The sequence below is a fragment of the Planktotalea frisia genome (assembly GCF_001890925.1).
In the GTDB taxonomy this organism is placed as follows: domain Bacteria; phylum Pseudomonadota; class Alphaproteobacteria; order Rhodobacterales; family Rhodobacteraceae; genus Planktotalea; species Planktotalea frisia.
Window position 1 is genome coordinate 1 of the sequence record NZ_MLCB01000166.1, and the last position, 25,363, is coordinate 25,363.

The following is a 25,363-nucleotide window of genomic DNA, read 5'->3' on the forward strand; positions in this document are numbered from 1 at the left end:
TCTGACGAAATACCATGCGCGAAAAAGGACTTGCAAAAAGGGAGCCATCCACACAGGACAAAGCGGCCTTATGTATGTACGGCAATTGCTCCCTCAGCATTCCCTCGCAATCGCGGCGATGACTTTTTGCTATGCAGCATTCTTCACCGAAGCTGACGTTCAAGGCGGTTGGTTATTGTTGATCCCAAACTGATCTATCGCTGCTATCCGTTTCAATAGTCGGAATGCGAGCAACGCGGTCTTTTTGCGGCGAAGCCGAATCAAGTTTGGAACACTCTAATAATCCTCAAAGCATTGCTCGGCTCTATGGACCTGTCGCGCTTTAGTGCCGCCCCAAGTGCTCGCTTAAGACACCTTTCGTTCGAAAGCGACAGGGCTTTTCCATCCCAGTGCTGAGGGGCGACGTCATGGATTGTAGAAACCGTTGATGTATTTAAAGATTGCCATCTCAGCTTTCCTGCGGGTTTCCCATGTATCGCGCTAGATCAATTCGGCTTTGATTGCTACCTGCCAGGGTATTGCGTAGCAATGTCCCGAGAAGGGGTTTTGATGAACGTTTCGACTGCTGCGTTGTCATAACAATTGCCCTTTCCGCTCATGCACTGCCCCGGGCAGTGCATGTTTACATACATGAGAGGGGGACACGCTGAAGCCGTGTTGGCGCAGGATCTTCTGATAGTCGTGTGAACAGTATTGGCTGCCACGGTCAGTATGATGGATGCAGCCCTCGAGCGGTGCCCGGAATGCGATGGCTATCTTCAACGCTCGGATCGCCAGATCGCGCTTCGTTCGGTTACTAACAGCCCAGCCGACCACTCAGCGCGAATGCAAATCCAAGATCACAGCAAGATAGAGCCAGCCTTCGCAGGTCCAGATATAGGCAATGTCACCAGCCCATTTCTGGTTTAGAGCATCTGCTGCAAAGTAACGGTCCAGTAAGTTCGGCGCGATGTTGAACTTATGATTACTGTCCGTCGTCACCCACTGGCTGGCAGGGCATCCTTCGGGTGCCCGAGAAGCTTGTGTTTGCGCGTTCTGATGACTGATATGCCGTTCTGGCGCATCAAACGCCCAACACGGCGATGACCAACATCTAAACCAATCTCCTTTAGCTCCTTGGTCATGCGCGGCCTACCATAGCTCCCAAGGTGTAGACGAGATTGTTCTTTGATGTGCGCCAGCGTGACCATATCATACCGCTGCCTGCGGCTGGCGGGACGGTTACGGAACGCCCGTAAGCCACGAGAACTAACATTCAAGACACGACACATTGGGCCAATAGAGAAGACAGATCGATGTTCTTCAATAAACTTAAACCTCATGCACTGCCCGGCAGCGCATGTTTACATGTGCGAGAGGGGCTTTTGGCTCGCGAAGAACTGCGTCGCTTTTTTTAGGATGTCCCGCCCCTCCTTGAGGATACGGTTCTCGCGCCGGAGGAGGTCGTTCTCTTGAGCGAGGCCTAAATCCTCTTTCGACACTACGTCAGTGTCTCGGTGCACCGTTATCCATTTGTTCAGGGTCGACATCCCGACACCCATCTTCTCGGGACATTGCTGCGCAATACCCTGCCAGGCAGGTGGATCATCAGCAACCTGCTTGCGCGTCAGTCCACTGGTCAACGCTGCGCACCGCATCCTGCCGAAATTCGTCCGTCCGTTTCAGTCCCATAGTCAGTCTCCTTTGTTGCAGTACATGCTATCAAAGGGGCGGCATCAACCCGCGACAGGTCCAATTTTTCATTCTGACTGTTCTTCGAGCTCGCGCGCGCAAAGCAAATAATAGTTTCGCGTGGGTGCATTGACGGTGTCATCGGCGATCAGACGCAATGCGTCTATTTTAACCTGTGCACCATCTGCGCTTAAGTCATTTGCCGCAATAAGCCGGTCAGCGAGTTCCAAAGCCCATTGTAAATCTCCACTCACCAGCGCGTCTTGTGCAGCTTTCAGTACTGCGGCAGCGCCTCTTGCCAAAGCAATGATCTTTTTTGCTTCAAGGGCAGAGGGCAGTTCGCCTAGACTGGTCGGGTTGCCATCAAACCACCCTAGTGTTCCTGCAAAGTAAGCGCGGGAAGCGTAGCCGACATGACCATAGAATTCTTGCAGGTAAGGCTTGCTTGCCAAGTCCGCGGGAAGCTTCATGTCCGCGGCAATCGTCACAGGATCAAGGCCGGCGTTCATGCCCTTCACCGTTTCAGAAACCACATAGCGGATTGCATCGCGGTAATTTGTTAGCGCCATGCGGATCGCATCCGCACCAACAACAGGTTGAGTATGTCCGGGGCAAAGCACCTCTGGCGCGTAGGCCATGAGTTGATCCATCGTATCGGCCCACGCGTCAAAATCGCGATAGGCGGTGCCGCGAATGGCGTAAAGATTTGGGAAAGCGTGATAGAAGTTGTCACCGCTAAACAGAGTTTTTTGCGCCGCGAGCCACACGACGATGTGATCAGGTGTCTCACCGGGCGCTTTTGCTAACTCTATATCGAACCCTTCACGGGTAATTTGGGTCGTGCCGGACACGCGCAGTGTTGGTTCTATAAAGCCGCCGCCCATGCCCTTCATCGGACGATCACCGGGGCCAACACCGACGCTGATACGTTCATCTGGGCGCAGGCTGATCCCAAAATGCCGCTTGGTGCGCGCCATGAGAGCCTTGTTCGGGGCTGGACGGCTGTTGTCTACGCCGACCAGATCGGATGTAAAGTTGTCGGCCGCAATTACTTCGACATCGCGACCTTCGGAGAACACGGTCGCACCTGAAATGTGATCGCGGTGGGAATGCGTGTAGATAATCGTTGTAATTGGGAGTGTGGAAATTGCACGAAAATCCGCCAGGATGTTTTCAGCGGCTTGCGTGGTTTCGGTCGTGTCGATCAGGACAATTCCACTATCGCCAATTAAGAAATGCACGTTGGAGGCGGCGTATCCGACAGCAGTGTAAACCGTATCAGAAAGCTTGTGGATCTGTTTGGCGAACTGTGCATTCTGCGCGATGAGATCAGGATGTGCGGGCATTTGTGTCTCTCACTTGTTGAATGTGGTGTCGAAGTCTTGTCCTGACGCGCCAACGCCGGAGTAGCCGATCAAATCCTTGATCGTCAGTTCCTCGTCGCGTTTTTCAAAGACTTTGATGTATTCGACCATCGTGTTTGAATGCTCTCTCATCACCCCTTCCGCGCGCACGGCGTCACCACTTTGAATCGCCTCGAAAATCACCTTGTGCTGGGAATTGCCGATTTTGAGGCGGAACAAAGAACGCTCAATTCCGTCTGCGGTCGAAAGAACCTGTCGATCAAACATCATCGCACCGACTTCGAGCATCGGCAGGTGGCTGATCCTGCTGCATGTGAAGCCAACGAAGTCATTGCCGCAACCATCTAGGATAGTCTTGTGAAAGACTGCATTCTGGCTTTGCAACGCGCGTAACGAAGCGTCATCCATTTTACCAGCATCGATAAGACGATCAATTTCCTCAATCGCGGCTTCCAAATTAGGCATCACATTATGCCGCCCCGGTGATTGCGACATGAGACGTGCAGCGAGGCTTTCTAGGTGCCCACGAACAAGCACAGCTTGCAAAATGTCTGCCACTTTGGGCGCATTGACGAAATATCCGCGACCTTCAGAACGACGAATGAGTCCTTCGTGTTCTAGCATGCGCAATGCAAGGCGAACCGGCGTGCGGGAGACATTATGCGTATCGCAGAGGCGCGCCTCTGAAAGGCGTTCTTTCTCGCCATACATCCCAAGAATGATGTCATTGCGGATTTGAGCCGCGAGTTCTGTATCAATAGATTCCATAGCGCTAATTCACGATATTTGGGATCCCAAAGTCAAGTAAGTTCAGTTTGATAGGTCAGTAAGGGAAGTTTTGGCTTGATTTGGGATCCATTATTGGCGATATTTGATGCAATAGCTCGGGGAATCGTTTGAAAGTTACGCAAGGTGCTGTATTTGGGATCCTAAATAGGCGCAAAAGAGTTCAGGCGAGCCACGAAGAGAACTGAAAGAAGCGGGAGCCTCACGTATGGACGGTCAGACTGGCATGAAAACTCTAAAGCATTTCATTGATGGTCAATGGCTCAGTGCAAGTGATGCGGGAACATTCGAGGTGCTAAATCCGCTCGATGACAGTCTCTATGCGACGGCAGCCAAAGGCACGGCGGCTGATATACAAAGCGCGGTTGCGGCGGCGCGTGCGGCGTTTCCCTCGTTCAAGGAAACAACGCCAACCGAGCGCGAACGCTGGCTTTTGCGCATCGCAGAGATCATGGAAGCACGCCAGAAGGATCTGGTGGATTGCTTGATCGACGAAATCGGCTCGCCTGTGCAAAAAGCGATGTTCGAATTCACCAAGGGTCTAACAATGATCCGTGCAGCCGCTGGTCTGTGCCGCAATGTACGCGGTGAGACGATCCCGTCTGATCGCGCTAGCACGCTTTCCATGTCGATCCGCGAACCGCTTGGCGTAGTCGCAGTGATCACCCCATTTAATGTACCTTTGATCAAGACGACGCGCCTTGTCGCCAATGCGCTCGCTGTCGGCAACACAGTTGTGCATTTGCCTTCCGAAATGGCCCCACATCTGAGCCTGATCTTTGCAGAGATCGTGGCAGCGGCTGGCGTTCCAGCTGGGGCGTATAATGTGGTGACGGGTATGGGCGCAGAAATTGGCGATGACCTCACCAGCCATTCCGACGTCAATTTCGTTACGTTCACGGGCTCTACAGTTGTCGGGCAGCACATCAACGAAATTTGCGCCAAGAATAAAACGCCGAGCACGTTGGAACTGGGCGGTAAGAGCCCGACAGTTGTTCTGGCGGATGCGGATCTCGATAAGGTCATGCCGCTCGCCGCGCGCTCTATCTTTATGTTCGCAGGGCAGGCTTGCATCGGGTCCAGCCGCTTTTACGTCGAACGGCCGATCTACGAGGAGTTCGTCAAGCGCTTCACCATGATTTGCAGCAAAGTCGGCATGGGCGATTTGCGTGATCCGAACACAGTGATCGCGCCGATTATTTCTGACCGTCAACGTCAGCGTGTGAAAGATCACATCGCCGATGCGGTCGCCAAAGGCGCGACGCTTGCGGCGGGTGGTGAGTGGGAGGGCAATCGTTGCCAGCCGACGCTGCTCACGGATGTGTCGGAAGAAATGATCTTATGTCGCTCGGAAACCTTTGGCCCCGTGACATCGATTTATCCAATCGATAGTTACGAAGAAGGCTTGGAAAAAGCCAATGACACTGAATACGGCCTTTCCTCTGCGATCTTCACCAAAGACATCGACAAAGCCTTCCACTTCGCCCGCAACATCGGCGCGGGCATGTGCCACATTAACGGCCCAACCATCCACGACGAAGCGCATGTGCCCTTCGGCGGCAACGGCGAAAGCGGCGTTGGTCGCGAAGGTACGGACGCCGATATGGAAGCGATGACAGAACTCAAATGGGTCACGGTGCAGCTATGACGTTTACACTTTATCACCACGGATCGTCCGTTTGCGCCGCTAAAGTGCGCTTTGCTATGGCTGAGAAAGGTCTGGATTGGGATGGTGTCTATATCGACATACTCGCGGGCGAACAGTTCGAGCCAGAGTATCAAAAGATCAACCCGAAGTCGGTTGTGCCAACGCTTGTGCACGATGATCTGGTAATCCCTGACAGCACTGTTATCGTCGAATACCTCGACCAGATCATGCCCGAAAACTCCGTGCATCCGAAAGATCCATATCTTCGCGCGCAAGTGCGTTATTGGACGAAGGCTGTTGACGAAGATCTGCATCCTGCGTGTGGTGCCATGACTTTCCTATGCTCGCACCGTCACACGGTTCTGCGCAAACTGGGCAAAGAAGGCACGGAGAAGTTCCTTGCTTCTACGCCAGAATTTTCCGTCACCTCTGATTGGAAAAGCTTCAAGGACGCCATCATTCGCCATGGCTTTGACGCCCCTGGTGCGGTTGAGAAGGTTAAGCTTTATGACAGCTATCTCTTCAAAATGGAGAAAGCGTTGGCGGGTAATGACTGGCTTGTGGGCAATACGTTCACCATCGCCGATATTGCGCTGACGCCTTACGTTAATCGCCTTGCCATGATGTCCATGCGCGGCATGTGGGAGGGTGGACGCCTGCCTAATGTGGAACGCTGGTTTAACGCGATTGAAGCACGCGAGCACTTCAAACCTTGCTTTATCGACTGGGTGCCCGAAGATCTTACCAATGATCTGCGCGAGAATGGTATCAAGAGCTGGCCTGAAGTCGCGAAGATCCTTGAGATCGAGATTTAAGAACAAAATATTGGGAGAGAATAAATGGGTCGTTTAGACGGAAAAACTGCAGCCATTACGGGTGGTGCGCGTGGGATCGGCGCAGAATATGCGAAAAAATTGGCCTCCGAGGGTGCCAATGTCATCGTCACAGATATTCTTGACCCGGCCGAGGTGGTCGCTGAGATCAATGCAGCTGGCGGTGGCAAAGCCGTTGGCATGGTTGTGGATGTGACGTCGGATGATGATCTGAACGCGATGGTGGCCAAGGCCGAAAGCGACTTTGGCGCGCTCAACATCGTTGTAAACAATGCAGGCCTGTTTGCTAATCTGGAACTGAAACCGTTCTTCCAGATCGACAATGACGAGTTTGACAAGGTCATGACGATCAACGCGCGTTCTATCCACCAATCGACCAAAGCATCGCTGCCTGCATTGGTGCGCGCCGGTGGAGGCAAAATCGTCAATATCGCCTCTGGCACGTTCTATTATGGCCCTCCCGGCCTGTCGCATTACACCGCTTCCAAAGCGGCCGTGATCGGTCTAACTCGTGGTCATGCGCGCGAGCTCGGCGACAAGAACATTCAGATCAACGCGATTGCTGTTGGGCTGACGGAAAGCAGCTCGATCCGCGACAATGACAAATGGGACCGCGCGCGCGCACCCACCGTCGATTCCCGTTCGATCAAACGCGAAATGGTGCCCGAAGATCTGCTTGGAACGCTCGTGTTCTTATGCTCATCCGACAGCGACTTCATCACCGGCCAGACGATCAACGTCGATGGCGGCAAGATAAACCTGTAAATCCCATGTCAAACACACAGTCAAAGCGCAAAAACATCCTCTTCATCATGTGCGATCAGTTGCGCTATGACTATTTGTCGTGTGCGGGTCACAAGACCTTGCACACGCCCAATATCGACAGCTTAGCAGAGCGCGGCGTGCGTTTTTCTAACGCTTATGTGCAATCCCCGATTTGTGGCCCCAGCCGCATGAGCACTTACACAGGGCGCTATGTCTCTTCGCATGGTGCAACAGGTAATTTCGTGCCTTTGCGCGTGGGCGAACGTAATATCGGCGATCATCTGAAACCGCTTGGGATGCGTCCTGTTCTTGTAGGCAAAACCCATATGATTGCTGACCAAGAGGGGATGGCCCGCCTTGGTATTGATCCAGAGAGCGAGATCGGCGTGCATCATGCGCAAGCGGGATTTGAGCCTTACGAACGCGATGATGGCATCCATCCCGACCGCGTTCTGAAACCGAATGTGGCGTATAACAAATACCTCAAAGAGCGCGGCTATGACGATCACGAGAACCCGTGGCATTGGGCCGCGAACTCTGTGATGCGAGATGGCGAAGTGCGTTCGGGCTTCTTCAACGATGTGGCTGCAAGCCCTGCGCGCGTGAGCGATGAAGAGTCTGAAACGCCTTACATGACCCGTCGTGCAATGCAGTTCCTCGAAGAGGATGACGGCGAACAACCGTGGCTCTTGCATCTCAGCTACATCAAACCTCATTGGCCCTACATCGCACCTGCGCCTTATAACGATATGTACTCGGCGGCGGATGTGCAGGACGTGCACAGCTCTGAAAAAGAGCGCGAGAACAGCAATCCTTTAGCGCAGCATTTCCAAGAGCGGATTTGTGGGCGCACCTTCTCGAAAGAAGAGGCGCGCGAGACGGTGATCCCTGCCTACATGGGGTTGATCAAGCAGATTGATGACCAGCTTGGTGTGCTCTTTGAGTTTATGGAACAGAAGGATCTGATGAAGGACACGATGATCGTGTTCACGTCGGATCATGGCGAGTATTTTGGCGATCATTGGATGGGGGATAAGGATTTCTTCCATGATCCCGCGGTGAAAGTCCCGCTGATCATCGCGGACCCCGATCCAGCTTGTGATAGCACGCGTGGCACTGTGCAAAACGCACCTGTGGAGTCGATTGATCTATTACCGACCTTCATCGAATACGCGGGTGGTGAGGTGCCAAAACACATCCTTGATGGGCGCTCCTTGATGCCTTTGTTGCAAGGCGATGATGTTCCTTGGCGCGATTACGTGATCAGCGAATATGACTATTTCCAACAGACGTTCAGCCCGAAAACAGGCCGCGCACCGCTCGATTGTCGCATCTACATGATCAAGAACGAGCGTTGGAAATACATCCATGCGCCGGGCTATGCGCCCATGTTGTTTGATCTGGAGAATGATCCAGATGAGTTCATTGATCTGGGCCGCTCGGATGATCACTTGGAGGCGCGTCAGCAGATGCATTACGCCTTGGCTGATTGGTCGCTTCAGTATCGACAGCGCGAAACCGTGTCCGAGGCGCGGGCAGAGCAAATGGTCGGGCTTGAGGACAAATTCGGCGTGCTGATCGGTTACTGGGATGAGAGCGATGTGAAGCCGCCCGCTTCAGCGCCGGATTATGCCGCTGGCCCAAAAACGCATTAATCAAACAAGAATTTACTGACTTAAAAGAAGGACCACGAGAGATGGCAAAGCTCGGCGAAGACATCATTGGAACCAGCGCACAGGCTCCTTTTTTCAAGGTCTCGAACGCGGATGAAATAGGGATCCATGCTCCCGATAACCGCATTGGCGATGCGGATCGCACGTGGGTGCGCTCGTTCAGTGGGTTCCAGAAAGAGGCGCTGGTGCGCTCCGCCAAAACTGGCGATACATGGCGCTTCGTGAGCGACGAAGGGCCGTATTTGAACGGTCACGACGCGGCGTGTTGCCCGCTCGCGTTTTTGTCTTGCGGCATGGCGGCGAGCTACATGAATGAGATCATGGCATTGGCCAAGCAACAGGGTGTAGAAATCCGAAAGCTCAAGCTTATTCAGGACAATTATTACACGATGAATGGCTCGATGATGAAGCGTACCATGGTTGGTGGCGCGGAAAACATCGAGCTTCAAGTCGAGATTGATTGCGATCTCGATGATGCTGCTTTGAACGAGTTCTTGGTGAACGCGACCTATGCGTCGCCGCTGAACGGGCTAATGCGTGGGCAGATTGAAAGCCTCTTTAAGCTCAGCAAAAACGGCACTGAACTTTCAACAGCGAACGCGCTGGAACTGGACGGGGCGATCCTGCCCGATCCGGGCGATCATTTTGCCATGGTAACACCCGCGCAGGCCGCTGAAGGGTTGATGAACAAAGTCGGGCCAACTCCGAAAAAGGATGTGAGCGGCGGAACAGCTACTAACGCCTCTTCGCTCAGCGACGAGCAAAATCGCCGTCTCAACATTGGTGCGGTGGCGGAGTTGCGCGCGGATGGCATCAAGCAAATCCAACAAATGCAATACTCGCCCTATGGCACGTCGTTTATGCTGCTCAGTTCCGAGGATGGGCGCGCGCCAGACGCGAATACGCTGATTTCTGCGGGCATCGGGTTCTGCTTTATGACCCAGTTTGGGCGGTTTGTGTCCATGTTGAAACTGGATTTGCCAGACTATCGTATCGTGCAAGATACGCACTTTAGCCTAGGGGGTGCGAGCGGTGGCACTGGCAAAGCGGGCAGCGCCGATCCGATAGAAACGCATGTCTATCTGGAAACCTCAGAGAGCGACGAGACCGCGCAAGAAATGCTCGATATTTCAGAGAAAACCTGCTTCTTGCACGCGTTTTGTAAGACCGACCTCAAGACCAAGCTGAAGATCAAACGGGTTTGATCTTCAGCACGTTTTTAGGCTGCTGCGCGTTTCGCTTTTCTGCTCAGGTTTGACCAGACGCGGTAGCTCTCAAGCAAAATGAGCGGCATGAAGTGCACGAGCGCAGAACCAATGCCGCCCCAATCGTGCAAGGCCGCCCAATGAAGCAACGTGAGCACTGCCGCGCCATAGACCCAGCGTTGCAGTGATTTCCACCTTGGTCCGAGGCTGCGCACCCATGCGTCGCTTGAGGTGATTGCGAGCGGCACAAAGATGAAGAAGGCAAGCCAGCCTGTCCAAATGTAGAGCTTTGATATCTCATTGCCCGAGAGTGCGAGCGTACCCAGATCGAGCAAGTAGAACAGCGTGTGCAGCAATGCATAGCCAAAGGTCGCAACGCCCAGATAACGGCGTCGTTTCATCAACCAACGTGGTCCGCGCCAGCCTTTAAGCCACATCACCAAAGGTGTGATCATCATTGTGATAATCATAAAACGTGCAGCGAATTCACCACTTGGGTGCAGCAATTGGTGGATCGTTTTAGGATCACCAGAGGACAGTCCAATCAACATCGGAATCGCGGGAATACTGAGCAAGGTCCAGAACGTGTAGGGATGATCCCAGATGTTTTTGAGTGTGGGCATTGCGTGTTTCCTAAACCGTTTAGGGTAATACGTGCAGCGTCGTGATCTCCGTCGCACATTTTTGAAAAATGCGTCGATACACAGGGGCATCGACGCACCTCATTTTGGGCGAAATTTACTTGCCAGAAAGCTGCTGCAAGCCACCTGCCCAATCTTCGACGTGATAGGTGCGCACGATCTTGCCGCCTTCCAATTCGTGGATGTCGATGGTCAGGATATCAAAGCTGCGCCCCTCGCCATCAACGCCAAAGAAAGGCGCGACTGGGGTTCCTGTAGCGCGGCTGCGCACGGTGACAACATCACCAGCTTCGTGCATCGCTTCAACATTCCATTTGAGATCGGGCATCAGTTTGGCGAAGCCGCCCATCTGTCCCAAAAACGCATCGCGCGATTTCGATTTGCCGGAATAGTCGCCGATGCTGACCCAATCCTCGGATGTGACATCTTGGAAGGCTGCGGCCTGTTCTTTTGAGCCGGGGTTGCTGAGTAGATCGTAAAAGACCTGTACCGTATCTGAGTTGTCAGCCAATGCGCCCGTTGCGAAAGTTGCGAGAGCGGCGGCGGCTGTGAGTGTCTTGAAAGTCATTTTCAGAGTCCCTTTCGAGGAGGTCGATAATGTGTAGGTCCGGTCTGCGAACCAGCTAGCCAAGAGATGTATTTGGCTGCTGAAGATAGAAATAGACGATGCGCAGCTTTTCGATTATCCATTGTTTGATGCAATGAGTTTTCTAAAAAATGCAAAGATGATTGATGATTACCGAGGTCTTGCCGTGTTTGTTGCGGTGGCGGATGCAGGCAGCCTGACGGCCGCGGGGAAACGGTTGAAGCTGTCTACCTCTGTTGTCAGTCACCACCTGTCGCGCCTAGAGGACAAGCTTGGGGTGACCCTGTTCTTTCGCTCCACACGCGCGATGTCGCTCACGCAGGAAGGCCATCAAGCGCTGGAACCCGCGCGACGCATGGTGCGCGCAGGCGAAGAGGCACTGCATATCGCAGGAGCGGGCAGCGCAGAGCCGGTGGGTAAATTGCGCATCACCGTGCCCGCCTTTGGCGAGCGTTCGATGTTGCGCAAAACAATATGGAAATTCGCGGCCAAATACCCTCGGGTCGCGATCATTATGAATAGCAGCGATCTACCCGTTGATCTTGTGAAAGAAGGCTTTGATCTTGCGATCCGCCTTGGCAAATTGGCAGATAGCAGTCTCAAAAGCCGCCGCGTTGCGGATTTTCATTTGATGCTTGTGGCCTCGCCTGAATACCTCGCATCCAACGGCCCGATTAGGACACCCGACGATCTTCTCGAACATAACTTCGTGACGATCACGCGCTTTTCAAATGAGCTGGTTTTGCGCAATGGACACGATACCGTTGCCGTGTCCCCCAACAAAATAAGAATCGAAGTGAACACCGTTTCTGCCGCGAAGTCTGCCATCGTTGCGGGTCTTGGTATTCGAACCTTACCAATTAGTGACATTGAAGAAGAGCTTGCCTCTGGCGCTTTGCAACAGGTTTTACCCGACTGGAGTTTGCCTGTTTTAGGTATCTATGCAGTTTGGCCAGATTCGGGTCCTCAAAAGGCGCTCACCCGCGCACTCATAGAGCATATGTTGCAAGAGAAATCTCAACTTTAACGAAGAGCACCTATAACGCGTCGCTATCCGCCCACCACCGCTTGCGGTAGGAACAGCGCGATTTGCGGGAACAGGATCAACAGGCCGATCATCGCTGCCATTGCGAACCAGAAGGGCCAGATGCCGCGGAAGATGGTCGCCATAGGCACGTCTTGCGCGATGGATTTGACGATGAACACGTTGATCCCGACAGGCGGACTGATCATCCCCATCTCTAGCACGATCACCACAATGATGCCGAACCAGATCAGATCCCATTCAAGTGCAACCGCGATGGGGATGACCACGGGGATGGTTAGTACGAGCATCGCCATGGCCTCTAAGAACATGCCAAGGAACATGTAGATCAGCACGACAATCAGCAGAATGCCGATCTCTCCAATGGGCAGGGATGTCAAAATAACCACCAATTGCGCGGGCAATTCTGTGAGCGACATAAACGGGATGAACACGAAGGCACCGATGATGATCATAAAGACGGTGGCGGTAGCATTCATCGTCTCCAAGATCACCTGTTTGGAGGCTTGCCAATCGAGCGAACGCCGCGCGAGGGCGACTACAAAGGTGAGGAAGGCACCGACGGAGGAAGCCTCAACAGGGGTGAAAAACCCTGTGTACATGCCCCCGATCGTGGCGAGCACAACCGCGAGAATTGGCAAAGCGCGCACGAGTGAGGAGAGCCGCTCGGAGCGGCCAAAACGCGTGCCTCGTGGACCTGCCTCGGGATTACGAATGACCGTGAAATAGATCGCGCCGATGAACAAGAGCGTCAGGATGATGCCCGGGAAAACCCCTGCCATAAACAGCCGCCCGATAGATTGCTCGGTCAGAACCGCATAGATGATCATGCCACCAGATGGCGGGATCAAAAAGCCAAGCGTGCCGCCCGCCGCGACTGATCCTGTGGCAAGGCTGTCCGCGTATTTGTACTTCTTCATTTCGGGCAACGCGACACGCCCCATCGTCACCGCCGAGGCCAGCGAGGATCCCGAAAGTGCCGCGAACCCAGCGCACGCGGCAATCGTTGCCGAAGCCAAGCCGCCGCGCAAATGCCCCATCCAGCGATAGGCTGCGGAGAACAGATCGTTGGACATGCCAGACACGCCCGCGAGATTGCCCATGAGCACGAACATCGGAATGACCAAGAGGTTGTAGTTCGATGCCGCCTCAAACGTTTCGCCTGCGAGGTTGGAATAGGCGATCTTGAGACCGCGGGCCCAGGCCTGATCCTCGGCCATACCCACGGCCATGAACTTATTTTCGTTTGCGATGATCGTACCGATGAAGCCGACCCCAAGCATCGACAAGCCCACTGGCATGCGCAGGGCCAAAAGGACAAAAAGCGACAGCAAGCCCAAAATGCCCAGAAGCGTGAGACTGATCATGATGGATCGTTTCCTAAGCTAAGCAGCGCGACAGTGCCCGAGCGCAAAAGTTGCCAAATATCGAGCAGCAAAACGAGTGCGTAAATCGCGGCAGAGGCGGCGAGTAGATAGTAGAAGGGTTCGTATGAGATCAAAAGCTGCTGCGTGGTTTCGCCAAACTTGCTTGCAGTGCCCCCCGCATGCCAAAGCCGCCAAGACATGAAGATGAGCAATCCAAAGCCCATCAGCTTTACCACGATCATCGACCATTTGGCGAAGGCAACTGACATGCGCGCTTCCAAGACCTCGATCTCGATGTGCGCGCCCGTGCGCGCGCCAAACGGGATCGACAGGGCGACGATGACCACAAGGGACAGTATCAAAAGGTCTTCCGCGCCAGTGACCGGCGCGTTCAACGCTTTGCGCATGATCAGCACGTTCCACACGGAAAATCCGGTCATAAAGATCAAGGTCGCGCCGCCGCAAAGCAAAGCGATCCAAGTCAGTACGCGATCCAAGAGTGCGATCAGAGCGGGCTTTTCACGGATTCGGCTCATCGTTTCTCAAACATCTGCAAAATCAGGGCACCACTTCAGCACGCCTTCTTTGAAGCTGTCTTTCTTCGCAAACTCTTCCGCCCAGCGGATCACATTGGGATAGGGTTCAAACGAGTATCCGCAGCCAACAATTACGAAATGCAGCGGGATCCAGGAAATATCGGCGAGGCTGTAATGATCGCCCATGATCCACTTGCGTCCCTCCAGTGTTTTCTCGAGTTTGAAGAAGCAAGCGTCGAGAATGGCCGTTGCCTTGTCCAGATCACTGGTGCTGAAATTTTTGTCGCCTTCGTGCTTCGCGTGGAAGTTCTTGAGTTCTTCGTTTTGTTGCAGAGCATTGTATTTCGCCTGCTCTTCAGCCGTTTTCTTTATCTTCGGAGCCATCTTGGTCGCGTATACATAGGGTTTGCAAGCCGGCACATGGATCGCTGCGGCGAGGTGAAGCCAACCCATCAGCTCCGCCTCATCGCCATGACGCAAAGACGGTTCTGCGTAGGTTTCATCGAGGTAGTCGATGATATCGTTGGACTCGATATGTACCACACCATTGTCGATCAGGGTCGGGACCAAACCGTTGGGATTGATGCCGAAATAATCGTCTGTGATGTTCTCTTTCTTCTTCAGATCAAGGTGGTGACTTTCCCAATCAAGGCCTTTTTCGATCAGCGTCATGCGCACACGCATTGAGCAATTCGAGATGCCCCCGTGATAGAGATGCAATCCCTCAAAGATCTCGACGGATTTGTTGGTTGGAATGATGACAGCCATGGAAAAACACCTTCTTTGGAATGAGTGTGGCGTGCCCCGAAAGATACGAAAGGGGTACGCGATTTTAAGTTTATTGGTTCAGTGCGTCGTAGATTGCACGCGCATCACTGATGCCGCGACCTTCATAATCTGCGAAAATCGCATCAAGCCCGCTCGCAACGGCTGCGTCCATCTTTGCACGCTCTTCGTCTGAGACAACAACCCATTGGTAGTTCTTATCGGTTGTTTCAGCGATCATCTTCTTGGAACGCTCATCCGCGCCGTCAAACGACTTTGCTAGCTCCAGCGACATCGGCAGGCCCGCAAGCTCATCGATGATTGCACGGTGCTCATCGGACAGACCCATGTAACGCTCTTTGTTCATGACCGCGTAGGTCACAGCGAATGTCGTGGGTACGTTTTCAACGATATAGGTGGAGACATCCCAGAAGTTCCAAGGCGGCGTGATGTTGTTATAAGAAGCGGTGGTCGCATCGATCGTTCCTGTGGACAGACCCGTGTACATTTCGGTTACAGGCATTTGCACAGGTACCGCGCCAAGCGCTTCGACGATAGGACTCGTCATTGCAGCAAAGGGCACAATCTTCGCGCCTTTGAGACCTTCCATTGTGGATACATCACGCGTGGCAGCGAGCAGGTTGCCAGTCACTGTTCCAACAGCAAGCACTTTCACATCCTCGTATTCACTTGCGAGGTGGTCCTCAAATACATTCCAGATCGCGCGTGTCGATTGATCGGCGTTCTCGGAGGTGCCCGGCAAGATCGCCAACATCGTCTTGGGGAAAAGCGCAGGCGTATAAGCGGAGACCCCAAAGGTGATGTCACCAACGCCTTCAACTGCGCGCTTATATTGCTGCACAGGACCTGCGCCAAGTTGGCCGGCAGGGTAGAGTTTCATCGTCAAAGAACCGCCAGAGCGCTTAACGATCTCTTCGGCAAACCATGTGAACATACCCGTGTTGGTGTGGTGCTGAGGCGGCAGGAAGGTTGCCACGCTTAATTCGTCGCTGATTGCAGTTTGGGCAAAAAGCCCCAAAGCGGCGGAAAGAGTGACGCCTAAGCTCATTTGATGAAGTTTCATGGTGTTCTCCCAGTTTGCAAATTGGCAAGGGGTGACGACACAGATTGGGATCCCAAATTTTAGTTGAGCGCCTAATAATCGCGAAGCAATTCCCCCAATTCCCCGTAATTGCACAATTACGGATCCCATATCAAGAAGAATATGCATATTTCAGGGAGTAATACAGGAACAACTCTTGATTTTAGGATCCCAAAGCGCGTTTATGGGGTGGAAACGAAATTTAACGTCGCGCGTCTTTTCATTTCTTCTTCGCGACACTGCTCGAAAGGATCTCTGATATGCATCCCGAACTCAAAGCTCACCCAGCTTATTTCGAAAAGGAAATCGTGAAGCTTGCGGATAATGTCTATCAAGCCTTCGGTTTTGCAGCGTCCAATGTTTACATGATTATAGGCGACGATGGGCTGATCATCGTTGACACCTCTGAGACGACGGCGGCGGCTGAGAACATTCTGGCCGAGTTTCGCAAGATCACGGATTTGCCGATCAAGACCATTATTCTGACCCATTCGCACCGCGATCACGTTTCGGGCGCGAGCGTTTTCGCTGAGGGTAGCAATCCTGAAATCCTCGCTAGCACGCGTTACTCTGAGGACTCGCTCTTTGTGGCGTCTGATCATCCGCAGCCTGTCAAAGCGATGCAGGTGCGCACAAAGCGGCAGTTTGGTATCGGTTTGTCCTACCCTGACGAAATTATTGGCATCGGTGTTGGACCTGGCGCGCGTCCACTTAAGGGGATGGGGGCAGGATCTTTGCCACCGACACGGCGGATTGGTGACGAGGGCGAAAAAATCACAATCCAAGGTATTGATCTGGGACTTGTCAGGGCTCCGGGAGAGACGCCAGATCATATCGTCGTTTGGTATCCCGAAAAGAAAGTGCTGATTTGCGGTGACAATTTTTATCGTTCCTTTCCTAACCTTTATCCGCCACGCGGCACTGCGTATCGTGATTTCGACTCTTGGGCGGATACGATGGATCTTTTGATGGGCTTTGGACCGGAAGTGCTTGGACCTGGTCACACAAAAGCGGTGTTTGGTGCGCAGAAAATTAAGAGCGATTTGACCGATTACCGTGACGCGATTCGCCATATTGTTGATGAAACCCGCAATGGGATGGACGAAGGACTGACGATTGACGAGTTGGCGCATAAGGTGAAACTGCCGGATCACTTGGCCAAGAAGCCGCATTTGCGCGAATACTATGGCCGCGTCGATTTTTCTGTGCGCGCCTATTTCGTCGGCACAATGGGCTGGTTTGACGGCAATCCCACCTCGCTTTCGCCGCTCGCACCCAAAGACGAGGCCGCGCGTTTCATCGAAATGGCAGGCGGCGGGGCGAGTGTTTTGGCATCCGCGCAGAAAGCGCTCGCGGACGGTGATTTCCAATGGGGACTTCAGCTTGTCGATCGCTTGCTGAACGTGGGTTACGAAGTCGACACTGCAAAAGCGTTGAAAGCGGAAACGCTCAGGGCACATGCGGTCAGTCAAATCAATTGCCCGACGCGCCACTATTATATCCAATGTGCGAAAGAGATTGAGCAGGGCGACGCTTAACAAGTCTAAAGCAAACGACGGCGCTCAAGCAGCGCCGTCTCGCTTGGCTTTCTGGTGTTGATCCTCAATCAGACCGATCTTCCAATAGCCAGAGATATAGGTGTCCTCGCGGGGCACCTTTTTTTCGTTGCTCAGAAAATCACGCAAGGATCGGATGACGCCAGATTCGCCTGCGATACAGGTCTGCACCCGCCCCTCTGGCCACTCCATCGATTTAATGAAGTCTTCTTGGCGCGTTGAGGCTTGATGCGGGTCAGGATGAACCTGCCAATGCATTTCTATCCCCTCGGGTGCATCGATTTCCTGTTGATCTTGTGGCGCTGTGACTTCAAAGATCGCGATGCCCTTCGCATCCCTCGGCATCGCCTCTAGTGCGACCGCAGCCACGGGGATCGCCGATGGATCCGCCGCGACAAGATACCAATCCGCGTCGAACTGCGTCAGCTTCGGCGTGCTCGGACCGGCAAAGCCGAGAAAATCACCCGCTTTAGCCGCGCTTGCCCAACGTGACGCAGGACCTTCATCACCGTGCGCTACAAAATCGATGCTCAATTCTTGTGTCGACGCATCGAACTTGCGCACCGTATAAGTACGTCGAACTGGAGCAGGGCCGCTTGTCAGACGTTCAACAAAATGCGCTTTGGTCTCATCGACCTCGGGGATCATCAGCTTGCAATTCCCGCCATCGCGATCCGTTGGAAAGCCGTCCAATTCGGGGCCTGCGAAAACGACGCGGATCATGTTGGGAGTTAAGTACCAAGCGGTATTTACGCTCAAGACGCGCGGTGCAGGTCGTCCTGTCAGTTTGCGCGCAGCTTGAGTTACTTTTGACGTTAAAGTCATGCGAAGTCCCTAAATCAAAATTGGTCAAGATCGTTTGCGATGGTTACTTTGCCGGAAAACCGCCGCGAGATCCGCGCTGTGTAATCGGGCGCGGTTTCAGAGCTTATGCTATCGAGTGGGATATGAACTGCAACCACATGCGCGACGCCTGCGCGCTGGGCAAGTTCGCCCAATTGCTCAGGGCTAAGGTGATGCGCGTGTAAATGTTGGCCCATCATTGCGATGCGCTGTTCGGTCATATGAGGGTTCTTTTCCTGAAGTTGCGCGATGATTTGCTCGGCGAGCATCATTTCCCCGACCAAAAGCTGCGCGCCTTTGGCCAACTCTTCGACCAAGCTGCACGGACCTGTATCGCCCGTGTAAACGATCGAGCGATCAGGGGCGTCAAAGCGCAAAGACAGCGATACGGGTCCTTCGGTTCCAAAGTCCTCTTCACTCCGATAATGCGTGTTTTCGCAACATGAGATGCGAATATCATCGATCTCGAAACTGTCACCTGCCTTGATTTCCTCAACCTGCACAAACTCACGCGGATGCGGAAGCGTTTGTCCTGAGACACCAAAGCCGATTGCACTAGGCACATCACAGGCCGACAAAAGGCCTTCGATGATCTGATGGGTGCCCACAGGGCCATAAACGGTGATCGGCTGTCTGCGTTGCAGCATCATATTGATGCCAAGGCAGGTAAACAGCGAGCCGATGTGATCAAAATGGTGGTGCGACAGGATGATCTTGTGCACGCGGCGAAAGTCTATGCCCGCGCGCATAAGTTGCTGCATCGCGCCTTCGCCACAATCGATCAGGATAACACGTTCGCCGCGTGTGATGACATGCGCCGGCTGGGTGCGGTGGAGTTTTGGGACCGGACCACCCGCCGTGCCCAACGTAGTGAATTTGGTTGAGAGCGACATTTTAAGCCTGCGCAGTTGGCAGTGGAACGCGATCACCAGCTGCGATTTCCAGCTCCGCCAAGCGTTCAACCAAACGCGCTTTCACCTCTTGATATTTAGCATCGTCCCAGAGGTTCACCATTTCACCCGGGTCATTCGCGAGATCGAACAACTCATTCTGGCATTTGTCGAGATAAATCGAGAGCCGCCAATCGCCATGTACGATACTGTGGACACGTGGACGCGGGCCAAAGGCCTCTTGCGTGCGTTGCGTTTCATATTGGATATGTGCCGCATCGCGACCCGCACCACCCACGACTGGCAAGACAACGCCTTGCATCCCAAGCGATTTTTCGACCTTGGCGTGCTCCAGAATGGTTGTGCCGATATCATGGGTTTGCGCCAATTCATCGCTGCGCGTACCGTTTTCAGCTTTGGGATCCGCCCAGATGAAGGGCACGTGCGTGAGGCTGTCGTATTGCTCGGCCCCTTTGAACAAAAGCCGATGTTCGCCCAAATGATCCCCATGATCGGAGGTGTAGATTTGAACGGTGTTGTCTGCAACACCTGCATCCGAGGCAGCATCGCGCACGCGGCCCACTGCATCGTCGATCATCGTGATCATTCCACAGGTCAGGGCGCGCGCTTCCAGCGCTTCTTGCTTGGAAACGGCGAGTGAATAACCTGCCATTTGAGCCAATGAGGGATCATTGGCGCGGTGGCGCTCTGCGATTTTGACATACTCAGGCGGATCCCAATCATCGTTCTCGTAGGCCGCAGGCACAGCCATATCTTCGGGCTTATACATGTCCCAATATTTGCCGGGTGGGGTGAAGGGATGATGCGGATCGGGGAAAGACACCACGAGCAAGAACGGCTTTGGATTGTCTTTGCGTGCTTCCAGCCATTCAGCCGCACGATCAGCAATATAACTGGTTGAATAGTGCTCTTCCGGGACTTTGGTGCGAATAGCCTGCGGCACTGAATAATCATGCGAGAACTGTTTGTCGCGCCCCCGCAGCGCGAGCGTTTCTGGCGCGTGCTTTTTAACCCACTCAAGATGCGCGCCACCTGTGTTGAAGCCATGGCGCATGACAGCGGTGTATTCGTTGAAACCATAAAACGGCAGCGGGACTTCGGGATCTGGTTTGTCCCAGTATTCCTGCCGCTCGTATTGATAGGTTTCGCGGTCCAGATCAGAGCGCACTGCAACCGCGAGATCATCTGGCGGTGCACTGTATCCTGCGCGGTGCTCGGGTGGGTCGATCTGAATATCCCAATCGGAGACGTTTTGCAGATGGCTTTTGCCAATGAGGCAGGTGTCATATCCAGCGGCAGATAAAAGCTCAGCGAAGGTCACATTGTCCTGCGAGAGCGGAATACCCAGCGAGCGCGTGCCATGGCTAGACGGCATCCGGCAGGTCATCAGGCTCGCACGATTGGGCATGCACACAGGCGAGGCAACATAAAAGCGGTCATGATTGACGCCCTCAGCCGCCATCGCATCAATATTTGGAGTGCGCAAAACCGGATGGCCGTTGCAGCCAAGGTGATCATAGCGTTGCTGATCGGTGATGAAGAGAATGTAGCTTGGTCTTTCAGTCATGTTGGCTTCTCTTTCTTTTAAGCGGGCACCGCGTCTTTGCTGCGCAAGGTATGCCAGCCGACCAGCGCAACGCCAGCCACTAGTGCCACGCCATAGATTTCGATCGGGCGGGCTAAAATCAAGACTGCAATTGCAAGGCGCGCGGCGATCTCTATTGGTTTGAGCGCTTTTCGATCAAATGCAGCGAGAGCGCTCGACACCAGATAAAGTGCGACGGCAATGCGCAGCATCAAAAGCAAGAGCCAGCCGAAGTTTATGGATCCATCATAGCCCGAAAGGAACAATCCATTGTTCGGATCAATTACCGCTTTGTCGATCAACAACAGCTCTGGATAAAGCGCGAAGACGAAGGGGATGGTGAACATCACGATGCCTGAACGCACAGCGGAGAAACCAGTCTTCATCGGGTCGGCCTTGGTGATGCTCGAAGCAGCGAAAGCAGCTAAGGCGACAGGAGGCGTAATGGCTGATGCAACCGCAAAGTAAAAGATGAACATATGCGCAGTGAACGTCGCAAGACCAAGGCCCACAAGCATCGGCCCCATCAGCAAAGCGACGTTGATGTAGGCGGGTACTGCGGGCATGCCCATACCGAGAAGGACCGCCAAGAGCATCGTCAGGAACAAAGCAAACAGTTGGAAACCAGCGGAGTTGGCCGAAACATCAAAGGAGTTCAAGTAGCCAAGCACATCCACGGCCACGAATTTCGCAAGACCTGTGAAGTTCAGGCAAACGTCGATCACGGTGACGGCCATGAACATCAAGAACAGCGTAGAGATCGTGACACCTGCTTGAGACAGCCCGTCAAAGATTTTCATAGGTTTGGCGCGGAACTCTTTGTCCAGGAACATCAAGATCAGCAACAAGAAGACTGACCACCAACCTGCGGCGCTCGCGTCACCTGCCGCGTTCTGAAACAGCTCGATGATCCAAGGCAAGGACGTGATGTCACATGTGCCGTTGCTTTGATCGACGACTGCGCCGAGCATGATGGAGTACCAGCTGCACCCGATTGCGTCTTTAGGCGTCAACAGAAGGATCAAAACGAGCAACACTGGCCCGAAAATCTGCATCAAGTGCAGCCGATCTTCGCTTGTGAGTTTCATGTCCTCGGTCAACTCACCTACGGCTTCAATGTTTTGCTTTCGTGCTTGGAAAATCACTGAAAGGAATAGGCAGAAGAAGTAGAAGAAGGCAGGCAAAGTCGCGGCAATGATGATTTCACGGTAGGGTACACCAGTGAGTGCAGCCATGATGAATGCCGCAACGCCCATGATTGGCGGCATGATCGCTCCACCAGAAGAGGCAGCGGCTTCGACGCCCCCTGCGAAGACTTTGGAAAAGCCTCGCTTGAGCATCATCGGGATCGTCAAAACGCCAGTAGAGAGGACGTTCACAACAGGGCCGCCTGTAATTGTGCCAAACATTGCTGATGATACGATAGCCGCGTGCGCTGGGCCGCCGCGCAAATTGCGCGTTGCAGCGAAGGCCAGTTTGATCAGGGATTGCCCGCCGGCACATTTACCAAACAGCGCACCTAGGATGACATACGGAAAGACTAGGATCAGGAGCACGTTGATAAAGCGTCCAAGCAAACCTGAAGACTGGTTGATCAAAGCATCTTGGAAGAAACCAAGGCTGGACCCAAGCGTGCGGGTCTCTTCGCTACTGAGGATCGTAACCAGATATTTATTCTGATCTTCAGCGCCAAAAACATACCAATTAAGGATTGTGAAGAAGGTGTAAGCGGCGATCAGGATCGAAACCATAACCAACGGAAAGCCCCAGACCTTGACGTTGTAGCCAAGGAACACGACGACAGCGCCGAACATGATCACGATCAACCACTTGCCTGCGTTGGTCGCGCAACCGGGATCGTCAGCAGAGTCTGGGGCGGGCAAGCCGTAGAGCTCAGCGAATTCGATCTCAGCTTGCAAGGCTCTGGCGACAAGGCGTTCGCGCTCGCCTGTGAACACGTCGATCAAACACACAGACTCAATTTCAACCAGATAGGTGACTGAGATGCCAGCGGCGGCGACAATCAATGCGACGTCCATGAACAGCCCGAAACGGCGCATATTTGCACTTTTGCCAGTCCAGCTGCGCCACATCGAATGTTTCAGGGCAACAATCAGCATCATCCAGAAAAAGGTGATCGGGAACAGCCACTCTGTCGGAAAACGACGGATAAGAAAGAACTCGTTACCTGTCAAATTTTTCCACAAATCGTCCCACCCCGGAATGGCAGGGGTCACATTAACGAGACCTACAAGGACGAGAAAGAGAGCTAATATGTAGACCATGCGCTCTACAAGGGTAGACTTTTCAACGGGCTGTACGGCAGGTGTGGAGATTTGATCTGACATGAGTTTTTGCCATCTTTTCAGTGGAGGGTGACAATAGAAAAAGGAGGGCGATTATGTGACGCCCTCCCGAGTGATATTGCAATAACCTTTAAGGCTTGGCGCAATCAGGAAGCATGTGGCCTGCTTCTTCCCATGCGCGCACCGCACCAGGGTGGAACTTAACGATATTCGCTCCACAAAGACCGTTTGCCTTTTCAGAGACGTCGCCAAAATTCAAAGTCGCCATGAAAGGTGCCATTGCTTTGATTTTGTCCAAATTCTCGATGTGAGTCTTGGTCAGCTGATAGGCGAGCTCTTCGTCCATGCTTTTGTTCACAAGATCGCCGCCCGGGACAGCTTTGCCACGGAACATGTCGTCCTCTGACAGAACAGTCCAACCTTCACCCATGGCTGCTTTGATCTGCGCAAGGGGCACAACGAATGGTGTCGAGCCGGGCTTGTTCAAGAACTTTTGCGTCGCTGGGGCTTCGAATTTTTCCTTTGGCATCGAGTACATCGTCATCGCACCCGCCGCAGAGGCTTGTGTGACGCGTGGGCCAGGGAACATCGCAGGGATCACTGCAGCGTCCACGGTACCGTCGATGATCGCGGAGGGCATCTGGCTCCAGTTCACTGTAACCGTGTCATAGTCGTCTTCGGACTTTAGACCTGTGAACAGTTGGATCAAGCTGCGAGAGTTCAAAGCAGCCGTGCCACGTGGCGGGCCGTTCAAAACCTTCATACCTTTCAGATCATCCCAGCCGGAAACGCCTTTGGCATCATAGGCATACATGGTGAAGATCGAGAACGTGTAGGGGTAGAGCATCGCGATGCTGTTACCGAGTTCTTTAGCCTTTTCTTTCTCCAAATTGGAGTAAGGACCAGCCGCTTTCGCCATCAAGAAGGGCAAGATAAAGGGGCCGCTCGCGAGGTCAATCTTACCCTCAGCCAAAGCCATCACGTATTTGGTGCCCGTCTGGCCGTCTTTCATTTGAATGTTGGCGATGCCTGCAGCGGATGCGTTCTCGACCAGCGATGTCGCGGATAGCGCGCCGGCTGTTCCCGCGCCCGCGGCGTTGGATGTCAAATTAACCTGCGCGAAACCCGCGCTTGCGCTGAGTGCGAATGTTGCGGCAACGGCTGCATTGGTGATAGTTTTGAGCATAATGTCCTCCCTAAGCTCTAATCTTGTGCGGGGGGTTGTTGTTCCCTCCAAGCGTGCCATCTTTGAACGGCAAAGCGAGGTGCAGTTTTCTGCCTCACTCACTTCCGATCACAATCAAAACTACAGAAATTTAGAATCGCAATTTTGTTTGTGCCCGACCTTATGGATCCCATTACAGTCTTTCAGGATCCTTAAGTCAAGAATTTTGCCAATAAATGAGCGCAATTTTCGATTATATCAATATTTTAGGATCCCAAATCGAGGTGAGTGGGTATTTAGAGTCTATTTCAAACGTCGCAGAGGGCAAGTTCAGACCTGATCGGTGGCGGTGGCATGTGTTACGCAGAAAAGTTGCTGGTCTCTGAGCAAGATCAACTCTCGTTGATGGGAACACATGTGCTGAAAGTGGAAGGCATCATCAATCGAGGTGGCACGACTTTGGCAGTTGAATTGTTCGGCTCAGATGATGCAAGCAATTTTGCGAGCGATCGCAACGGGCGTGTGAGGTGGGACAAAGCTGGCGTGGCGTGCCCTTATTCACGGAAATTTGAATAAGCAAGCAGGATGCGCCAATTTCTTCTAACAGAACACGGATGCCCATTGAGGAACTTTTCAATGAGTAGAACCGTTTATACATCTCTAGAGCTTCCTGATGCAGGCAGTTTTTTAGATTTGTTTTTTACTTAAATACCGCAAGAAAACATCGGTTAAGCTAACAATCTGGCTAAGAGGTGCAGAGGTTAATTGCACACCGCTGGAGCTTTCCCAAATGTCTGTTTTGTCCGCAGTCTGTGAATTAGAACTCTTATCCCTGCTGCACTCTGCATGAATGGCTGGTTTTTCCGCTGCGTGGCAGCACCGAATTTTAGGCTGATGCAGCATTTTCCACGCTGTGAGCGCAATCAGCGAGAAAACCAAACTCACACAATGGGCGTATTCTGTTGAAAAACTCCCATGTCGGGCGTTTCGGACAAATCTGACGGAACAAC

The 25,363-nt window shown here is 53.2% G+C and carries 22 protein-coding genes and 1 pseudogene; 8 read left to right on the plus strand and 15 right to left on the minus strand.

Features of this window, described 5'->3' with window-relative positions; genetic code table 11:
* Positions 1-405: 405 nt before the first annotated feature.
* The 3 genes and pseudogenes from PFRI_RS14825 to PFRI_RS20960 all read right to left on the minus strand — a co-directional run bounded on the left by PFRI_RS14825 (position 406) and on the right by PFRI_RS20960 (position 3,803).
* A pseudogene (locus PFRI_RS14825) lies at positions 406-1,671 on the minus strand (IS3 family transposase).
* Between the two features lie 68 nt (positions 1,672-1,739).
* Complete coding sequence (locus PFRI_RS14835; RefSeq protein WP_084649714.1) at positions 1,740-3,017, minus strand: alkyl/aryl-sulfatase; 1,278 nt, start codon at positions 3,015-3,017, stop codon at positions 1,740-1,742.
* Between the two features lie 9 nt (positions 3,018-3,026).
* Positions 3,027-3,803, minus strand: coding sequence for a GntR family transcriptional regulator (locus tag PFRI_RS20960; protein ID WP_084649715.1), 777 nt, complete (start codon positions 3,801-3,803; stop codon positions 3,027-3,029).
* 226 nt (positions 3,804-4,029) lie between these two features.
* Between PFRI_RS20960 and PFRI_RS14850 the strand changes: the two genes are divergently transcribed.
* Genes PFRI_RS14850 through PFRI_RS14870 form a run of 5 tightly spaced genes read left to right on the plus strand, consistent with a single transcriptional unit; the run spans position 4,030 to position 9,945 of the window.
* Complete coding sequence (locus PFRI_RS14850) at positions 4,030-5,469, plus strand: aldehyde dehydrogenase family protein (RefSeq protein WP_175549261.1); 1,440 nt, start codon at positions 4,030-4,032, stop codon at positions 5,467-5,469.
* On the plus strand, positions 5,466-6,284 hold the full coding sequence (locus PFRI_RS14855) for a glutathione S-transferase family protein (RefSeq protein WP_245812408.1): 819 nt from the start codon (positions 5,466-5,468) through the stop codon (positions 6,282-6,284). The genes PFRI_RS14850 and PFRI_RS14855 overlap by 4 nt, the downstream gene beginning before the upstream one ends.
* Before the next feature lie 24 nt (positions 6,285-6,308).
* Positions 6,309-7,067, plus strand: a complete 759-nt coding sequence (locus tag PFRI_RS14860) for an SDR family NAD(P)-dependent oxidoreductase (protein WP_072631488.1) — start codon at positions 6,309-6,311, stop codon at positions 7,065-7,067.
* Between the two features lie 5 nt (positions 7,068-7,072).
* On the plus strand, positions 7,073-8,722 hold the full coding sequence (locus PFRI_RS14865) for a sulfatase-like hydrolase/transferase (RefSeq protein ID WP_072631489.1): 1,650 nt from the start codon (positions 7,073-7,075) through the stop codon (positions 8,720-8,722).
* A 41-nt stretch (positions 8,723-8,763) separates the two neighbouring features.
* Positions 8,764-9,945 carry an OsmC family protein gene (locus PFRI_RS14870; protein ID WP_072631490.1) on the plus strand — a complete coding sequence of 394 codons (1,182 nt, stop codon included), beginning with the start codon at positions 8,764-8,766 and terminating at the stop codon, positions 9,943-9,945.
* Positions 9,946-9,959: 14 nt separating this feature from the next.
* Here the strand turns inward: PFRI_RS14870 and PFRI_RS14875 are convergent, their stop codons facing one another.
* Both PFRI_RS14875 and PFRI_RS14880 read right to left on the minus strand, forming a co-directional pair.
* Complete coding sequence (locus PFRI_RS14875) at positions 9,960-10,568, minus strand: protein-methionine-sulfoxide reductase heme-binding subunit MsrQ (protein WP_072631491.1); 609 nt, start codon at positions 10,566-10,568, stop codon at positions 9,960-9,962.
* A 115-nt stretch (positions 10,569-10,683) separates the two neighbouring features.
* Positions 10,684-11,154 (minus strand): ester cyclase, encoded by a 471-nt coding sequence (locus tag PFRI_RS14880; protein ID WP_072631492.1) that lies wholly within the window; start codon positions 11,152-11,154, stop codon positions 10,684-10,686.
* A gap of 133 nt (positions 11,155-11,287) precedes the next feature.
* Here PFRI_RS14880 and PFRI_RS14885 point away from each other — a divergent pair, with 133 nt between their 5' ends.
* Entirely contained in the window at positions 11,288-12,199 is a 912-nt protein-coding gene (locus tag PFRI_RS14885) for a LysR family transcriptional regulator (RefSeq protein ID WP_139292127.1), read from the plus strand.
* A gap of 23 nt (positions 12,200-12,222) precedes the next feature.
* On the opposite strand, the gene PFRI_RS14890 is transcribed toward PFRI_RS14885, so the two are convergent.
* The 4 genes from PFRI_RS14890 to PFRI_RS14905 form a co-directional block, all read right to left on the minus strand.
* Entirely contained in the window at positions 12,223-13,584 is a 1,362-nt protein-coding gene (locus tag PFRI_RS14890; RefSeq protein ID WP_072631493.1) for a TRAP transporter large permease, read from the minus strand.
* Positions 13,581-14,120 (minus strand): TRAP transporter small permease, encoded by a 540-nt coding sequence (locus PFRI_RS14895; protein ID WP_072631494.1) that lies wholly within the window; start codon positions 14,118-14,120, stop codon positions 13,581-13,583. The genes PFRI_RS14890 and PFRI_RS14895 overlap by 4 nt, the downstream gene beginning before the upstream one ends.
* 6 nt (positions 14,121-14,126) lie before the next feature.
* Positions 14,127-14,888, minus strand: a complete 762-nt coding sequence (locus PFRI_RS14900) for a glutathione S-transferase family protein (protein ID WP_072631495.1) — start codon at positions 14,886-14,888, stop codon at positions 14,127-14,129.
* A gap of 70 nt (positions 14,889-14,958) precedes the next feature.
* The gene (locus PFRI_RS14905) at positions 14,959-15,969 is read right to left on the minus strand and encodes a TRAP transporter substrate-binding protein (protein WP_072631496.1); all 1,011 of its coding nucleotides are present in this window, start codon (positions 15,967-15,969) and stop codon (positions 14,959-14,961) included.
* 278 nt (positions 15,970-16,247) lie between these two features.
* Here PFRI_RS14905 and PFRI_RS14910 point away from each other — a divergent pair, with 278 nt between their 5' ends.
* Positions 16,248-17,525, plus strand: coding sequence for an alkyl/aryl-sulfatase (locus PFRI_RS14910; RefSeq protein WP_072631497.1), 1,278 nt, complete (start codon positions 16,248-16,250; stop codon positions 17,523-17,525).
* A gap of 24 nt (positions 17,526-17,549) precedes the next feature.
* Here PFRI_RS14910 and PFRI_RS14915 read toward each other — a convergent pair whose 3' ends face one another.
* From PFRI_RS14915 to PFRI_RS14935, 5 genes are all read right to left on the minus strand, one after another.
* Positions 17,550-18,368, minus strand: coding sequence for a siderophore-interacting protein (locus tag PFRI_RS14915; RefSeq protein WP_072631498.1), 819 nt, complete (start codon positions 18,366-18,368; stop codon positions 17,550-17,552).
* A 14-nt stretch (positions 18,369-18,382) separates the two neighbouring features.
* Entirely contained in the window at positions 18,383-19,279 is an 897-nt protein-coding gene (locus PFRI_RS14920; RefSeq protein WP_072631499.1) for an MBL fold metallo-hydrolase, read from the minus strand.
* 1 nt (position 19,280) lies between these two features.
* Positions 19,281-20,864, minus strand: a complete 1,584-nt coding sequence (locus PFRI_RS14925; protein WP_072631500.1) for a sulfatase family protein — start codon at positions 20,862-20,864, stop codon at positions 19,281-19,283.
* Positions 20,865-20,881: 17 nt separating this feature from the next.
* Entirely contained in the window at positions 20,882-23,230 is a 2,349-nt protein-coding gene (locus tag PFRI_RS14930) for a TRAP transporter permease (RefSeq protein WP_072631501.1), read from the minus strand.
* 88 nt (positions 23,231-23,318) lie between these two features.
* Entirely contained in the window at positions 23,319-24,374 is a 1,056-nt protein-coding gene (locus PFRI_RS14935) for a TAXI family TRAP transporter solute-binding subunit (protein ID WP_072631502.1), read from the minus strand.
* A 333-nt stretch (positions 24,375-24,707) separates the two neighbouring features.
* Here PFRI_RS14935 and PFRI_RS14940 point away from each other — a divergent pair, with 333 nt between their 5' ends.
* On the plus strand, positions 24,708-24,929 hold the full coding sequence (locus tag PFRI_RS14940; RefSeq protein WP_084649718.1) for a D-lyxose/D-mannose family sugar isomerase: 222 nt from the start codon (positions 24,708-24,710) through the stop codon (positions 24,927-24,929).
* 111 nt (positions 24,930-25,040) lie between these two features.
* Here the strand turns inward: PFRI_RS14940 and PFRI_RS21535 are convergent.
* A partial coding sequence (locus PFRI_RS21535) for a hypothetical protein (protein WP_217653414.1) occupies positions 25,041-25,363 on the minus strand: 323 nt, incomplete at its 5' end.

Excerpts from the sequence above, each read along its gene's own strand:
- PFRI_RS14920 (WP_072631499.1), bottom strand. The coding sequence starts at position 19,279 with ATGTCGCTCTCAACCAAATTCACTACGTTGGGCACGGCGGGTGGTCCG.
- PFRI_RS14875 (WP_072631491.1), bottom strand. The coding sequence starts at position 10,568 with ATGCCCACACTCAAAAACATCTGGGATCATCCCTACACGTTCTGGACC.
- PFRI_RS14855 (WP_245812408.1), top strand. The coding sequence starts at position 5,466 with ATGACGTTTACACTTTATCACCACGGATCGTCCGTTTGCGCCGCTAAA.
- PFRI_RS14935 (WP_072631502.1), bottom strand. The coding sequence starts at position 24,374 with ATGCTCAAAACTATCACCAATGCAGCCGTTGCCGCAACATTCGCACTC.
- PFRI_RS14880 (WP_072631492.1), bottom strand. The coding sequence starts at position 11,154 with ATGACTTTCAAGACACTCACAGCCGCCGCCGCTCTCGCAACTTTCGCA.
- PFRI_RS14915 (WP_072631498.1), bottom strand. The coding sequence starts at position 18,368 with ATGACTTTAACGTCAAAAGTAACTCAAGCTGCGCGCAAACTGACAGGA.
- PFRI_RS14925 (WP_072631500.1), bottom strand. The coding sequence starts at position 20,864 with ATGACTGAAAGACCAAGCTACATTCTCTTCATCACCGATCAGCAACGC.
- PFRI_RS14885 (WP_139292127.1), top strand. The coding sequence starts at position 11,288 with ATGAGTTTTCTAAAAAATGCAAAGATGATTGATGATTACCGAGGTCTT.
- PFRI_RS14850 (WP_175549261.1), top strand. The coding sequence starts at position 4,030 with ATGGACGGTCAGACTGGCATGAAAACTCTAAAGCATTTCATTGATGGT.
- PFRI_RS14905 (WP_072631496.1), bottom strand. The coding sequence starts at position 15,969 with ATGAAACTTCATCAAATGAGCTTAGGCGTCACTCTTTCCGCCGCTTTG.
- PFRI_RS14940 (WP_084649718.1), top strand. The coding sequence starts at position 24,708 with ATGTGTTACGCAGAAAAGTTGCTGGTCTCTGAGCAAGATCAACTCTCG.
- PFRI_RS14835 (WP_084649714.1), bottom strand. The coding sequence starts at position 3,017 with ATGCCCGCACATCCTGATCTCATCGCGCAGAATGCACAGTTCGCCAAA.
- PFRI_RS14895 (WP_072631494.1), bottom strand. The coding sequence starts at position 14,120 with ATGAGCCGAATCCGTGAAAAGCCCGCTCTGATCGCACTCTTGGATCGC.
- PFRI_RS14910 (WP_072631497.1), top strand. The coding sequence starts at position 16,248 with ATGCATCCCGAACTCAAAGCTCACCCAGCTTATTTCGAAAAGGAAATC.
- PFRI_RS20960 (WP_084649715.1), bottom strand. The coding sequence starts at position 3,803 with ATGGAATCTATTGATACAGAACTCGCGGCTCAAATCCGCAATGACATC.
- PFRI_RS14930 (WP_072631501.1), bottom strand. The coding sequence starts at position 23,230 with ATGTCAGATCAAATCTCCACACCTGCCGTACAGCCCGTTGAAAAGTCT.
- PFRI_RS14900 (WP_072631495.1), bottom strand. The coding sequence starts at position 14,888 with ATGGCTGTCATCATTCCAACCAACAAATCCGTCGAGATCTTTGAGGGA.
- PFRI_RS14860 (WP_072631488.1), top strand. The coding sequence starts at position 6,309 with ATGGGTCGTTTAGACGGAAAAACTGCAGCCATTACGGGTGGTGCGCGT.
- PFRI_RS14890 (WP_072631493.1), bottom strand. The coding sequence starts at position 13,584 with ATGATCAGTCTCACGCTTCTGGGCATTTTGGGCTTGCTGTCGCTTTTT.
- PFRI_RS14865 (WP_072631489.1), top strand. The coding sequence starts at position 7,073 with ATGTCAAACACACAGTCAAAGCGCAAAAACATCCTCTTCATCATGTGC.
- PFRI_RS14870 (WP_072631490.1), top strand. The coding sequence starts at position 8,764 with ATGGCAAAGCTCGGCGAAGACATCATTGGAACCAGCGCACAGGCTCCT.